Consider the following 12,006-nt stretch of genomic DNA (forward strand, 5'->3'; position numbering starts at 1 on the left):
TGCGCGGTGGCGGCTATCGGGAAAAGGGTGGGGATTCAGGTCTGCAAGCTCGGCAAAACGGCGTGGGCCGTCGTGCCGCTTGCATGGAGGGCGACGCGCGACGCGTCAGGAAGTCTTGCGGCCCAGCACGGCGGCCAGCGCGCTGGCCATGGCGGTATCGGGCAAGGGGCGGTCCTGCCGGGGGGCTTGCGGCTTGGCCGGCCTGTTGCGCGCCTGCGCCGGCTTGCCCGGCTTTGCCGCGCCATCCTTGCCTGCCGGTCTCGTACCGGCCGGACGCGGCTTCGGTGCTTCCTTGGCCCGCTCCGCGCGGCGCGCTTCCTGTTCCGCACGGCGTGCTTCGTGCTCGGCCCGGCGTGCTTCGCGGGCTGCGGTGATCCGCGCCTCGTTGGCCGCCTTGATGCGTGCCTGGATGGCAGCCGAAGCGGCAGCGGCGTGCGCCTGCTGTTCTTCGGTCATTTCGCCGCTCGGCGTACCGTCGAGCGCATAGCGCTGGCCGCCGGCGGCCATCGCCGCCTGGTAGGCCGGGCGGCGCACCCACAGGAACACCGCACGCGCGATCTTGTCGGCGTCCAGCCCCTTGGCCTCGCATTCGGCCTTGAGCCGGTCACGGGTGTCGAGCGCCAGCGGCTTGGTTTGCTTGAGATCGAACACGGCGGGCCAGTGTTCGGCCAGCAGCGCAAACGCGGCCTGGCGTTCCTCGGCCATTCTCTGTTTGCGGTTGGATGTCTCGGTCATGACGCCTCCGTTTGCGCGGGTGTGCAGCTATGGGTGTTATTAGACAGATTTCTAATCAACACCACAAAGACAAAGGGCCTAGCCGCAGCTAAGCCCTTGTTGGTACTGGTGCCGGCGGCAGGATTCGAACTCGCGACCCCCTGATTACAAGTCAGGTGCTCTACCAACTGAGCTACACCGGCGAAGAGCGGCATTCTAGCCGCTTGGCGCGCGCTTGGGAACTCCCTTGGCCGGTCGGTACGATTGCGGCGATTCACAGCCGGCCGTTTCGCCGCTAAAATGCAATCAAGTTGCAACTGGATCGAGCTCGTCCGTCGCGGATTATCCGCCATATCGGGCAACAATACGATGACCCATCAAGCTCACAACACGATGTCCAGCGCGCCGCGGCGGCTGGCGAGCTGGCTTTTCGCGCTCGGCGCCGGGCAGCGGCTGTTGCTGGTTTCACCGCTGATCGCGCTCGTCTGGGCGCTGGTCGCGTGGTCGCTGCAATGATCACGCTCGATCACGTCTGCGTGAAGTATCGCCAGCGGCTGGCGGTGGCCGAGGTCTGCGGCACGTTCGCAACCGGGCGGTCGACGGCGATCGTCGGCCCGAACGGTGCCGGCAAGACGACGCTGCTCAAGGCGATGGCCGGCCTGCAGCCGCTGGCGTCGGGACTGATCCATGCGCCGGAGCGCGTTGCCTATCTGCCGCAACGGACCGAGCTCGACCGGCAGTTTCCGATGACGGTGGCCGAGCTGGCGCTGTCGGGCAGCTGGCGGCGCAGCGGGGCGTGGCGCCGGCTCGATCGTACCGAGCAGGACAGGGCGGCGCATGCGCTCGGCCACATGGGGCTGGCCGAGCTGGCGAACCGGCCGATCGGCACGCTGTCGGGCGGGCAGCTGCAGCGCGCGCGCTTTGCGCGGCTGATGGTGCAGGACGCGCCGGTGCTGCTGCTCGACGAACCGCTCAACAATCTGGACCCGGCGAGTCGCGATCTGCTGCTCAAGCAGCTGACCGACTGGCAGATCGAGGGGCGGACCGTGATTGCGGTGATGCACGACCTCGATCTGGTGTCGCGGCATTTTGACGAAACGCTGCTGCTCTCGGGCACCGTGCAGGCGTGGGGCGCGACACCGACGGTGCTGGCCGCGGCGCGCGCCGAGATCGGGTTTACCGGCCATTCGCTGTGGGTGAACCCGCTGGCCGAGGAGGCGGGATCGTGAGCCTGAACGAATTGCTGATTTCTCCGTTTGCCGAGTTCGACTTCATGCGCCGCGCGCTGGTCGGCTGCGTGGTGCTGGCGCTGAGCTGCGCGCCGGTCGGGGTGTTGCTGGTGCTGCGGCGGATGAGTCTGATGGGCGACGCGCTGTCGCACGCGGTGCTGCCGGGTGCGGCGGTCGGTTATCTGATCGGCGGTTTCGCGCTGCCGTGGCTTGCCGGCGGCGGCATTGTCGCGGCGCTGCTGGTCGCCGTGCTGGCCGGGGTGGCCGGGCGCTACACGGTGCTGAACGAGGACGCGAGCTTCGCCGGTTTCTACCTGATGGCGCTGGCGCTTGGCGTGGTGCTGATTTCGCGCTGGGGCAGCCAGGTCGATCTGATCCATTTGCTGTTCGGCTCGGTGCTGGCGATCGACGACGCTGCGCTTTACGTCGTCGCCGCGGTGGCGACGATCAGTATCGCGTGGCTGGCGCTGTGCTATCGCGGTGTGGTGCTTGAATGCGTCGACCCGGGTTTTCTGGCCGCGGCCGGCCGTGGCGGCAGTCCGTATCACCTGGGGCTGATCGTGCTGACGGTGCTCAACCTCGTTGCCGGTTTCCAGGCGATGGGCACGCTGATGGCGATCGGGCTGATGATGCTGCCGGCGACGGTTGCGCGCTTGTGGGCCGATACGCTGCCGGGGTTGATGGGCATCGCCTGGGTGGTCGGGCTGGTGTCGACGGTCGGCGGGCTGCTGGTGTCGTACCACGCCGGCCTGCCGTCGGGCCCGGCCATCGTGCTGGTCGCCAGCCTGTTCTATCTGGTGTCGCTGACGGTGGCGCCGCACGGCTGGCGCGGACAGCGCGGCGCACAGGCCGACACACGCTAGGATTCTGTCTGGTAGGGAGTTGAAAATGATTCGTCGCGGCATGCTTGGCAGGCTGTTTGCAATGGGGTTGCTCATCGGTTTGAGCGGCGCCGCCCGGGCGGCCGAACCCTTGCCGGTGGTCGCCAGCTTCAGCATTCTTGGCGATCTGGTGCAGAACGTCGGCGGTGACCGGGTCAAGGTGACGACGCTGGTCGGCGCCGACGGCGATGCGCACGTGTACCAGCCGACGCCGGCCGATGTCGGCACGCTGGCCAAGAGCCGAGTGTTCTTCGTCAACGGCCTCGGATTCGAAGGCTGGATGAAGCGGCTGACCGCATCGAGCAAGTACAAGGGAACGGTTGTGACCGTGTCGGACGGCATCAAGCCGCGCGCGATGGCGGGGGAGGGTCACGATGATCATGGCCACGACCACGGCACCGATCCGCATGCGTGGCAGGACGTCGACAACGCGCGGCTGATGGTGAAGAACATCGCCGCGGCGCTGGCGAAGATCGACCCGGCCGGCGCCGGTGTCTATCAGGCGAATGCTGCGAAGTACGACGGCCAGCTGGCCGAGCTGGCGCGCTGGGCCGACGCGCAGGTTGCGGCGATTCCGGCCGCCAAACGCAAGGTCATCACCAGCCACGATGCATTCGGCTATCTCGGCGCGCGTTACAAAATCACGCTGCTGTCGCCGCAGGGCCTGTCGACCGAGGCCGAAGCGAGCGCCAAGGACGTCGGCAAGCTGATCCGCCAGATCAAGCAGAGCGGCATCAAGGCGGTGTTCGTCGAGAACATCAGCAACCGCAAGCTGATCGAGCAGATCGGCCGCGAAACCGGCGCTTCGCTCGAAGGCGAGCTGTACTCGGACGCGTTGTCGAAGAATCCGCAGGCCAACAGCTACGTGAACATGTATCGCCACAACATCACGACCCTGGTCGCAGGGATGAAGGCGAACAAGTAAGCGCACGGTGATCGTTCGATCGGCAACAAAAAAACCCGGCAACGCCGGGTTTTTTTGTTTGGAGCACGGCCGCCTACTTCTTGGCCACGTCCTTCGACGAGAAGAACGCATCCGAGAAGAATTCGTCGCCGGGCAGGCCGCGGGCGACGCAGTGCTGGTACGCCGCCTCGACCATCACTGGCGCGCCGCAAGCGTAGACCTGCCAGCCGGAAAGGTTGCCGAAGTCGTCCATCACCGCGTCGTGCAGGAAGCCGGTCCGCCCCGGCCATTCGCCCTTGGGTTCGGACAGCACCGGGATGAAGGTGAAGTTCGGATGCTCGCGCTGCCATGCATCGGTCAGCTCGGTCATGTAGTAGTCGTCGACGGTGCGCGCGCCCCAGTAGAGGATCATTTCGCGCCGGATGCCCTTGTTGAAGGCGTGCTCGAGAATGCCCTTGATCGGTGCGAAGCCGGTACCGGTGGCGAGGAAGATGATCGGCTTGTCGCTGTCCTCGCGCAGGAAGAACGAACCGAGCGGCCCGGTAAAGCGGAAGATCTCGCGTTCCTTCAGCTCGTTCCACACGTATTCGGAGAAATCGCCGCCCGGCACGTGGCGGATGTGCAGCTGCAGGTACTCGGAATCGTGCGGCGCGTTGGCAATCGAGAAGCTGCGCTTCTTGCCGGTCTTGGTATGGATGTCGATGTACTGGCCGGCGAGGAACTGCATCCGCTCGGTCGCCGGCAGTTTCAGCGACAGCACGGCGACGTCGTGCGAAACCTTGTCGATCTTCTGCACCCGGCACGGCAGCGTCTTGATCTGGATGTCCTTGGTTGCGGCGACCTCGCGGCATTCGATCGTCACCGCGTCGGAGACGGCCGTCGCGCAGCAGAACAGCGCCAGCCCGCGCTCGCGTTCGGTCTGCGACAGTGCCGATTCGGCGTGCGGGCCGTGCGCGACCTCGCCCGACACGACCTGGCCCTTGCACGCGCCGCAGGCGCCGTTCTTGCAGCCGTAGGGCATATTGAAACCGCTGCGCATCGCGGCATCGAGGAAGGTTTCGTCGCCTTCGAGGCTGATTTGCTGGCCCGAAGGCAGGATGGTAAGTTGCTTCGACATGTCTTCGTCTGTTGGATGATCTTGCGTAAACCGAAACTCAAACCGCGGCTGCTGATCGTCGGTTGTGGCGACGTGATGGCGCGGGCCTTGCCGTGGCTCTCGCGGCGGTTCCGCCTCTACGTCAGCGTGCGTTCGAATGAATCGGCGGCGCGCCTGCGTGCGCTCGGTGCCATTCCGGTCGCTGCCGATCTCGATGCAGGCATTCCGCTGCGGCTGGCCGGGCTTGCGCGCTGGGTGATCCACAGCGCACCGCCGCCCGCGGACGGAAACCGCGATCCGCGTACCCGCCGGCTGCTGGCCGCGCTGGCGCGGCCGAACCGGGCCAGTTTATCACAGCGCCATGTTGCGCCGGGCCGGCTGGCTTACATCGGGACCAGCGGTGTTTACGGCGATGTCGACGGCGCGTGGATAGCCGAAGCGCGCGCCCTCCGGCCCGATTCGTCACGCGCCCGGCGCCGGGCCGACGCCGAGGCCGCGCTGCGCGCGTTTGCGCGACGCCGGCACGTCCGGCTGGCCCTGTTGCGCGCGCCGGGCATCTACGCCGAAGGGCGGCTGCCCGAAGCGCGCATCCGCCGCGGCGAGCCGGCGATTGCCGCTGCCGAGGACAGCTACTCGAACCACATCCACGCCGACGATCTGGCGCACGCGGTCTGTCTGGCGCTGTTCCGCGCCAGGCCGCTGCGCGCGTACAACGCCAGCGACGACGCGCCGGGCAGGATGGGCGACTGGTTCGATCAGGTCGCCGACCTGCTCGGCCTGCCGCGGGTGCCGCGCGTCAGCCGTGCCGACGCGCAGGCGCAGGTGTCGCCGGGGCTGCTGAGTTATCTGAATGAATCGCGCCGGCTCGACAATGGTCGGATCAGGCGCGAGCTGCGGCTACGGCTGCGCTGGCCCTGCGTCGAGGCCTGGCTGGCGGCGCAGCAGGCTGACGACTAGCCGGTCAGCGCCCGGCGCTCGCGTTCGAGCTGGGCGATCTGCCGCTGCAACGCCGCTTCGGCGCCGCGCGGCAGCGAGACGAACTGGCAGCCGAGCAGCCGCTGCTCGCCTTGCGGCAGCAGCACGGTGCGGGTGCCGCGCACCGACAGGTCGGTCTGGAAAGTCACGCCGGCGCCGAGTTCGAGCGTTGCGCCGCGCAGGACGTCGCCGCGTGCGAGCAGACCGACGTTGATTGCGCCGGCCCACAGCCCGACGCCGCCGAGCGAGATGTCGTGCAGGTTGAAACCGGCGGCGCTGCCGTCGGGCAGGGTGACGCGACAGCGGTACGGGTTGACGATCGGCGTCTGCAGCCGGAAGAACTCGCGCCGCTGCAGCTTGACGAGCTGTTCCGGCAGCGCGGCTTCGAACGCCGGCGAGTCGTCGTGCTGGACGATGGTTGGTGCCGTGCAGACGAACTGCACCTTGACGCCGTCGGGCAGCGCGACGAACACGTTGCGCGGCGATGCCTGCAAGGCGCGGTTGATCGCGTCCTGGCCGGCCCAGTCGAAGCGGAAGCGCCGCGCCTTGGCGTCGACATCGAGGATGCGCGTCGTCAGCATCGACTTGCCGTGATCGAAATAGATCGTCACAAAATCGCCGCGGTTCATCAGGTTGCGCAGCACGGCCGCAACTTCGAGCGGATTGCTCAGCGTGTAGGCCGCGAGGTCGTCGCTCTCGGCCAGCGGATGGAGATTCGGGTCTTGCATGTGGCCGGTCATTCCTGGACGAGTGCGCGCAGATCGTGGGCCAGTACCGCGCTGCCCGCGCCGTAGTTGACCAGCACGCGCAGCTTGCCCTGCTTGTCGATCAGATAGGTGCCGGCGCTGTGGTCGACGGTGTAGTTGGCGCCGCTGCCCTGCTGCTGGACGATGACCTTGTACTGCTCGGCGACCTTGTCGACGTCGGCCCTGCTGCCGGTCAGGCCGATGAAGCGCGGATCGAACGCCGGTACGTATTGCGACAGCACCGCGGTGGTGTCGCGCAGCGGGTCGACGCTGACGAACAGCACCTGCACCTTGTCGGCGTCGGCACCGAGCTGTTTCATCACGTCCTTGAGTTCGACCATCGTCGTCGGGCAGACGTCGGGGCACTGGGTATAGCCGAAGAACAGTGCGACGGCCTTGCCGTGGAAATCCGACAGCTTACGCGGCTTGCCATCCTGCGCCGTCAGCGTGAAATCGCCGCCGAAACTTGCGCCGGAAATATCGCTGCCCTGAAAAGAGGCCGGCTTGCCGCAGGCGGCGAGCAGCAAGGCAAAGGCAAGGGTCAGAAGCAGTCTGAAGGCGCGCATGATGGCCGGGGCGGGATCAAACCGCCAAGTGTGCAATGCCGCGCCGCCGGCGGCAAGCGGGTTGGAAACTTACGTCGCCAGTTGCGCCACCGCCGGTGTGTTCAGGCAGCCGTCGACGGCATCGGCCGCATGGGCGATCTCGCCGAGCAGCGGCGCAGGCAGATGCTGCCGCAGCCAGGCCAGGTTGTCGTCATAGCGGTCCATGCCGGGGTCGATGCGATTGGCGATCCAGCCCGCCAGCGGCAGGCCGGCGGCGACGATGGCGTTGGCCGACAACAGCGCGTGATTCAGGCAGCCGAGGCGCATGCCGACGACGAGGATCACCGGCGCACCGAAGCGCTGCGCCAATACCTGCATGTCGGCATCCATGGTCAGCGGCGCATGCCAGCCACCGGCGCCTTCGATCAGCAGCACGTCGCACATCGCCTGCAACTGTGCCGCACAGGCGGCGAGATGGTCGAGCGACACCGCGACGCCGGCCTCGCGCGCGGCGAGATGCGGCGAGATCGGTGGCGCGAAGCGGTAGGGGTTGGCGAGTTCGGCGGGAACGACAACGTTGCCGGCTGCACGATGCGCTTCGACATCGGCGTTGACGAGTTCGCCATCAAGCACGGTACAGCCCGAGGCGACCGGCTTCATCGCCACCGCGCGCAAGCCCTGGGCGGCAAAGCCCCGCAACAGCTGGCAGGTGGCGACCGTCTTGCCGACGTCGGTATCGGTGCCGGTGATGAAGTAGGTTTTCATTGACCATCCTTGCGTGCGATCTTGATCGACCCGCGCAGTCCATCAGGGACGGCGATCAGGGAACTGATCACGGCGTGTCCTTGGTCGCATCGAGCTTGCGCGCATGGCCGCGCGCCAGTTCGACCGGGTACTTCTCGGCGTTGAGCTTCAGCTTGCGCTCGACCACGGCGTTCAGGTCGAGCCCGGTGACGTCGGCCAGCCGCAGCAGGTAGAGCAGTACGTCGGCGACTTCCTCGCCGAGCCGGGTCGCGAATTCGGGCTCGGCACAGAGCGACTGCGATTGCTCGGGCGTCAGCCACTGGAACAGCTCGAGCAGCTCGGCGGCTTCGACCGACAGCGCGCTGGCGAGGTTCTTCGGCGTATGGAACTGGTCCCAGTCGCGCTCAAGGCTGAAAGCGCGCAGTCGCGACTGCAATTCGATGGTATTCATGGCACTCCGCGGGAATGTTCAGGCTGGCTGCAAGACGGCGCTGCTGCCGTTCAGCTGCACCGCCACCGGTGCGCCGATGCGCAGGTGTTCGACGTCGGCGCTCAGCGTCGCCAGCGTGTCGTTGCCGATGGCGACGGTGACGCGCCAGAGCACGTCGGCAGGTTCGATCGCGAGCACGATGCCGGAGAGCGCATGGCGGCCGGCCGGTGTCGGCGGCAGCAGCACGTCGCGCGGCGTGCCGATGGCGGCGACCCGGCCCGGCTCGAGCACGGCGACGCGCTGCGCCAGCCGGAAAACGTCGCCGAGGTCGTGGCTGACGATGACCGTCGTCAGCTGCACCGCACGGAGGATTTCGTCGATCTCGTCGCGCAGCGCGACGCGCAGGCCCGGGTCGAGCGCCGACAGCGGTTCGTCCATCAGCAGCAGTTGCGGTTCTTGTGCCAGTGCACGGGCCAGCGCGACGCGCTGGCGCTGGCCGCCGGAGAGTTGCTGCGGGTAACGGTCGGCCAGCGGCGCGAGCCGGGTCAGTTCGAGCAGTTCGTCGAGCTTGTGCCGATTGGCGACCGGCTGGGCGAAGGCGAGATTGTCGCGGACGCGCATGTTCGGGAACAGCGCGTAGTCCTGGAACACGTAGCCGACGCGGCGTTCGCGCGCCGGGGCGTGGATGCGGCGGGCGGTGTCGCACCAGAGCGTGTCGCCGAAGGCGATCCGGCCGGCATCGGGGCGGGTAAGGCCGGCGATCAGCCGCAAGAGCGTGGTCTTGCCGACGCCGGACGGGCCGTACAGCGCCAGCCGCTCGCCCGGCGCCAGCGTCAGTTCGACCTGCAGCGGGCGCGGGCCTTCGGGCGTCGGAATTGTGTGGGTCAGCGCGAGATTCAGCATGGCCGTGCCTCGCCTCGGGACTGGATCAGCCGCAGCAGCAGCAGCACGACGAAGGCGAACGACACCAGCACCAGCGCGTAGCTGTGCGCGCCGGCGTAGTCGAGCGCTTCGACCTTGCGGTAGAGCGCGATCGACGCGACCTGGGTGTCGCCGCTGACGCCGCCGCCGAGCATCAGCACGACGCCGAATTCGCCGACGGTGTGCGCGAACGCGAGCACGGTGCCCGAGAGCAGGCCGGCGCGGGCGTTGGGCAGGATCACCCGGGTCAGGATCGTGGATTCGCTCTTGCCGAGCGTGCGTGCCGCGTCGATCAGGTTGGACGGCAACTGGCGGAACGCTGCGACCAAGGGTTGCAGCATGAAGGGCAGGCTGAAGATCACCGAGCCGATGACAAGGCCGCTGAAGGTGAATACGAGCTTGAGCCCGAGCACGTCCTGCAGCCAGCGGCCGGTGAACGACACCGGGCTGAACGACACCAGCAAATAGAAGCCGAGCACCGTCGGCGGCAGCACCAGCGGCAGGTTGCACAGCGTTTCGACCACCGGCCGCAACGGCGAGCGGCCGAAGGCCAGCCAGCGTGCCAGCGGGATCGCCAGCGCGATCAGCACCAGCGTGGTGATCGTTGCCAGCTTGAGCGTCAGCCAGAACGGCTGGATGTCGGCGGCCTGCAGGGCGATCACGGTGTGTCCACCGCCATTTCGTTGGCCTTGACCAGCCATTCGACGCTGTCGCCGATCCGGATGTCCAGCCGGCTGGCCGAGCCGCTGGTGATCACCGATGCGATCCGCTGGCCGTGCCAGTCGAGCACGACCCGTGTGAGCACTGCGCCGGCGTCGATGCCGACGACGCGCGCGGCATGGCGGTTGCGCAGGCTGATCTCGCCGCTGAGGTTTTTCGCCAGTGCGACTTCAGTTTCCTTGCAGGCGAGCACGACCGGTGCACCGACCGTCAGCGCCACCTCGCCGACGATGGTCGCGACCAGCGTGGCGATATCGGAAGCGGTTTCGACGCGGGCTTCGACGAGGGTCATGCCGGCGCCGTGCTCGACCCGGGTCAGCGTGGCGGGAATGCGGTTCACGGCAGTTTGTACCCGGCCTGCTTGAAGATGGCCTGCGCCTTCGGCGAGAACAGGAACTGGTAAAAGCGCTTGGCGTCCGCGGTGTCGTTGTCGCCGGCGTACTTGAGCAGCGCGGCGCGCTGGGCGATCGGTTCGTAGGCGGCGGAGGGGATTTCGAGCCAGCGGCCCTTGCCCTGCATTTCGGCGGAGATGACGATGGCCTTGGCGGTAAAGCCGAGGTCGGCAGCGCGGGTGGCGATGAACTGGTTGGTCTGGCCGATGCTTTCGCCGAACACGAGCTTGGAATGCGCGGCCTCGCTCAACTTGTAGTGCTTCAGCGCCTGTGCCGCAGCACGGCCGTACGGTGCGGTTTCCGGGTTGGCGACGGCGATCCGTTCGACGGCCGGATCGCGAACCAGTTTTTCCCACTGCTTGAGGTCGAGGTCCTTCAGCGTCCACAGCACCAGCGTGCCGTGCGCGTAGACCTTGCTCGGTTCGAGCGTCAGCCCTGCGGCGTCGAGCTTCTGCGGGTAGCTGGCGTCGGCGGAGAGGAAGACATGGAACGGTGCGCCGTTGCCGATCTGCGCAAAGAACTTGCCCGATGCGCCGTAGCTCGGGTTCACGTCGAGCCCGGTCTCGGCCTTGTACGCCTTGGCGAGGTCGTCGAAGGTGTACTGCAGGTTGGCGGCCACCGCGACATTGATCGGGGCGGCCCAGGCTTGGGCGGTCGCGGCGAAGGCTAGAGCTGCGACGAGAAGGCGAAGCGTGCGCATGGATTCCTTTCCTCTGTATGACGTCGGCTTCAGTATATCGGCGCCGCCGGCGCGCCAGCGATAGGTCGAACGGCGTATCAGGCCGACCGGTGCTCAAGCGTGAAGCCGGCGCCCTTGTCGAGCGCCAGCGCATCGGCCAGCAGCGGCATCACCGCCTTGAGCGTTGCGGCCAGCGTGTACGGCGGGTTGACGACGAACATGCCGCTGCCGTGCATGCCGAAGCCGTCGGCGGAGGGTGATTGCACCTGCAGCCGTACGTCGAGCCAGCCCTTGGCCGGCAGTTTTTTCAGCGCTTCGGGCAGCTCGCGCGATTCGGCGCGTTGCAAGGTCGGATACCAGATCGCGAAAGTGCCGGTGGCAAAGCGGCGCAGGCCTTCTTCCATCGCCTTGACCACGGTCCGGTAGTCGCCCTTGTCCTCGTACGGCGGGTCGATCAGCGTCAGCCCGCGGCGCGGCGGCGGCGGCAGCACGGCTTTCAGGCCGGCAAAGCCGTCGCCGACGTTGACCTGCGCCTGCCGGCCCAGCATCTCGCAATTGGCTTCGAGCAGCTTGCTGTCGCTCGGGTGCAGCTCGAACAGCCGCAGCTTGTCATCGCGGCGCATCACCGCCTGCGCGACCAGGGGCGAGCCCGGGTAGAACGCCAGCCTGCCGTCCGGATTGAAGCGGCGGATCACCTCGACGTAGCGCGCCAGCGCTTCGGGCAGGTCGGTGCGGTTCCACAGCCGGGCAATGCCGCCCTCGAATTCGGCGTTCTTCGCCGCATAGCCCTCGGTCAGCTGGTACAGCCCGGCGCCGGCGTGGGTATCGATATACCAGTAGGCCTTGTCCTTCTGGTTCAGGTAGCCCAGCAGCTCGACGAGGAGAAAGTGCTTGAGCACGTCGGCGTGGTTGCCGGCGTGGAAGGCGTGACGGTAGCTGAGCATGGGTAAGGCCGGATGGGTGGATGCAAGGGCGCGATTTTCCGCGTTTGCGGCCGGCTTGCCTAGCGCTGGCCTGGCCGGGCCGGATG

Annotated in this window: 16 protein-coding genes and 1 tRNA gene; 5 read left to right on the plus strand and 12 right to left on the minus strand. The window is 67.3% G+C overall.

Annotation, left to right across the window (positions count from 1 at the left end; translation table 11 throughout):
• Positions 1–105: 105 nt before the first annotated feature.
• Positions 106–735, minus strand: a complete 630-nt coding sequence (locus BJP62_RS17095; protein ID WP_070531743.1) for a ProQ/FINO family protein — start codon at positions 733–735, stop codon at positions 106–108.
• Positions 736–841: 106 nt separating this feature from the next.
• Positions 842–917: transfer RNA gene (locus BJP62_RS17100), tRNA-Thr, on the minus strand.
• Positions 918–1,107: 190 nt separating this feature from the next.
• Between BJP62_RS17100 and BJP62_RS19200 the strand changes: the two genes are divergently transcribed.
• The 4 genes from BJP62_RS19200 to BJP62_RS17115 all read left to right on the plus strand — a co-directional run bounded on the left by BJP62_RS19200 (position 1,108) and on the right by BJP62_RS17115 (position 3,749).
• Positions 1,108–1,230, plus strand: a complete 123-nt coding sequence (locus BJP62_RS19200; protein WP_257785848.1) for a hypothetical protein — start codon at positions 1,108–1,110, stop codon at positions 1,228–1,230.
• The gene (locus BJP62_RS17105) at positions 1,227–1,943 is read left to right on the plus strand and encodes a metal ABC transporter ATP-binding protein (protein ID WP_070531745.1); all 717 of its coding nucleotides are present in this window, start codon (positions 1,227–1,229) and stop codon (positions 1,941–1,943) included. Before BJP62_RS19200 ends, BJP62_RS17105 begins: the two co-directional genes overlap by 4 nt.
• A complete protein-coding gene (locus BJP62_RS17110) occupies positions 1,940–2,806 on the plus strand; it encodes a metal ABC transporter permease (protein ID WP_070531748.1) in 867 nt (288 codons plus the stop codon). The genes BJP62_RS17105 and BJP62_RS17110 overlap by 4 nt, the downstream gene beginning before the upstream one ends.
• A gap of 61 nt (positions 2,807–2,867) precedes the next feature.
• On the plus strand, positions 2,868–3,749 hold the full coding sequence (locus BJP62_RS17115; protein ID WP_205700927.1) for a metal ABC transporter substrate-binding protein: 882 nt from the start codon (positions 2,868–2,870) through the stop codon (positions 3,747–3,749).
• 73 nt (positions 3,750–3,822) lie between these two features.
• Here BJP62_RS17115 and BJP62_RS17120 read toward each other — a convergent pair whose 3' ends face one another.
• Positions 3,823–4,845 (minus strand): CDP-6-deoxy-delta-3,4-glucoseen reductase, encoded by a 1,023-nt coding sequence (locus tag BJP62_RS17120; RefSeq protein WP_070531753.1) that lies wholly within the window; start codon positions 4,843–4,845, stop codon positions 3,823–3,825.
• 15 nt (positions 4,846–4,860) lie between these two features.
• Here BJP62_RS17120 and BJP62_RS17125 point away from each other — a divergent pair, with 15 nt between their 5' ends.
• Complete coding sequence (locus tag BJP62_RS17125; protein ID WP_070531756.1) at positions 4,861–5,781, plus strand: NAD(P)-dependent oxidoreductase; 921 nt, start codon at positions 4,861–4,863, stop codon at positions 5,779–5,781.
• Here the strand turns inward: BJP62_RS17125 and BJP62_RS17130 are convergent.
• The 9 genes from BJP62_RS17130 to BJP62_RS17170 all read right to left on the minus strand — a co-directional run bounded on the left by BJP62_RS17130 (position 5,778) and on the right by BJP62_RS17170 (position 11,920).
• Positions 5,778–6,527, minus strand: coding sequence for a flagellar brake protein (locus tag BJP62_RS17130; RefSeq protein ID WP_168163852.1), 750 nt, complete (start codon positions 6,525–6,527; stop codon positions 5,778–5,780). The genes BJP62_RS17125 and BJP62_RS17130 overlap by 4 nt on opposite strands.
• An 8-nt stretch (positions 6,528–6,535) precedes the next feature.
• Entirely contained in the window at positions 6,536–7,111 is a 576-nt protein-coding gene (locus tag BJP62_RS17135; RefSeq protein WP_083300998.1) for an SCO family protein, read from the minus strand.
• Between the two features lie 69 nt (positions 7,112–7,180).
• Complete coding sequence (gene bioD / locus BJP62_RS17140) at positions 7,181–7,855, minus strand: dethiobiotin synthase (RefSeq protein ID WP_070531761.1); 675 nt, start codon at positions 7,853–7,855, stop codon at positions 7,181–7,183.
• A 67-nt stretch (positions 7,856–7,922) separates the two neighbouring features.
• A complete protein-coding gene (locus BJP62_RS17145) occupies positions 7,923–8,285 on the minus strand; it encodes a nucleotide pyrophosphohydrolase (protein WP_070531764.1) in 363 nt (120 codons plus the stop codon).
• An 18-nt stretch (positions 8,286–8,303) separates the two neighbouring features.
• Positions 8,304–9,167 carry a sulfate/molybdate ABC transporter ATP-binding protein gene (locus BJP62_RS17150; RefSeq protein ID WP_070531766.1) on the minus strand — a complete coding sequence of 288 codons (864 nt, stop codon included), beginning with the start codon at positions 9,165–9,167 and terminating at the stop codon, positions 8,304–8,306.
• The gene (gene modB, locus BJP62_RS17155) at positions 9,161–9,847 is read right to left on the minus strand and encodes a molybdate ABC transporter permease subunit (protein WP_236943625.1); all 687 of its coding nucleotides are present in this window, start codon (positions 9,845–9,847) and stop codon (positions 9,161–9,163) included. Before modB ends, BJP62_RS17150 begins: the two co-directional genes overlap by 7 nt.
• On the minus strand, positions 9,844–10,245 hold the full coding sequence (locus tag BJP62_RS17160; protein WP_070531769.1) for a molybdopterin-binding protein: 402 nt from the start codon (positions 10,243–10,245) through the stop codon (positions 9,844–9,846). The genes modB and BJP62_RS17160 overlap by 4 nt, the downstream gene beginning before the upstream one ends.
• Complete coding sequence (gene modA, locus BJP62_RS17165; protein WP_070531772.1) at positions 10,242–10,997, minus strand: molybdate ABC transporter substrate-binding protein; 756 nt, start codon at positions 10,995–10,997, stop codon at positions 10,242–10,244. The genes BJP62_RS17160 and modA overlap by 4 nt, the downstream gene beginning before the upstream one ends.
• Positions 10,998–11,074: 77 nt before the next feature.
• Positions 11,075–11,920: a 23S rRNA (adenine(2030)-N(6))-methyltransferase RlmJ gene (locus BJP62_RS17170; protein ID WP_070531775.1), complete on the minus strand. Its 846-nt coding sequence runs from the start codon at positions 11,918–11,920 to the stop codon at positions 11,075–11,077.
• Positions 11,921–12,006 lie beyond the last annotated feature (86 nt).

Source organism: Jeongeupia sp. USM3, assembly GCF_001808185.1.
GTDB lineage: Bacteria > Pseudomonadota > Gammaproteobacteria > Burkholderiales > Chitinibacteraceae > Jeongeupia.

Coding starts and splice junctions, on each gene's coding strand:
- BJP62_RS17120 (WP_070531753.1), bottom strand. CDS start 4,845: ATGTCGAAGCAACTTACCATCCTGCCTTCGGGCCAGCAAATCAGCCTC.
- BJP62_RS17105 (WP_070531745.1), top strand. CDS start 1,227: ATGATCACGCTCGATCACGTCTGCGTGAAGTATCGCCAGCGGCTGGCG.
- bioD (WP_070531761.1), bottom strand. CDS start 7,855: ATGAAAACCTACTTCATCACCGGCACCGATACCGACGTCGGCAAGACG.
- BJP62_RS17150 (WP_070531766.1), bottom strand. CDS start 9,167: ATGCTGAATCTCGCGCTGACCCACACAATTCCGACGCCCGAAGGCCCG.
- BJP62_RS17125 (WP_070531756.1), top strand. CDS start 4,861: ATGATCTTGCGTAAACCGAAACTCAAACCGCGGCTGCTGATCGTCGGT.
- BJP62_RS17170 (WP_070531775.1), bottom strand. CDS start 11,920: ATGCTCAGCTACCGTCACGCCTTCCACGCCGGCAACCACGCCGACGTG.
- BJP62_RS17130 (WP_168163852.1), bottom strand. CDS start 6,527: ATGCAAGACCCGAATCTCCATCCGCTGGCCGAGAGCGACGACCTCGCG.
- BJP62_RS17095 (WP_070531743.1), bottom strand. CDS start 735: ATGACCGAGACATCCAACCGCAAACAGAGAATGGCCGAGGAACGCCAG.
- BJP62_RS19200 (WP_257785848.1), top strand. CDS start 1,108: ATGTCCAGCGCGCCGCGGCGGCTGGCGAGCTGGCTTTTCGCGCTCGGC.
- BJP62_RS17115 (WP_205700927.1), top strand. CDS start 2,868: ATGGGGTTGCTCATCGGTTTGAGCGGCGCCGCCCGGGCGGCCGAACCC.
- BJP62_RS17145 (WP_070531764.1), bottom strand. CDS start 8,285: ATGAATACCATCGAATTGCAGTCGCGACTGCGCGCTTTCAGCCTTGAG.
- modA (WP_070531772.1), bottom strand. CDS start 10,997: ATGCGCACGCTTCGCCTTCTCGTCGCAGCTCTAGCCTTCGCCGCGACC.
- BJP62_RS17135 (WP_083300998.1), bottom strand. CDS start 7,111: ATGCGCGCCTTCAGACTGCTTCTGACCCTTGCCTTTGCCTTGCTGCTC.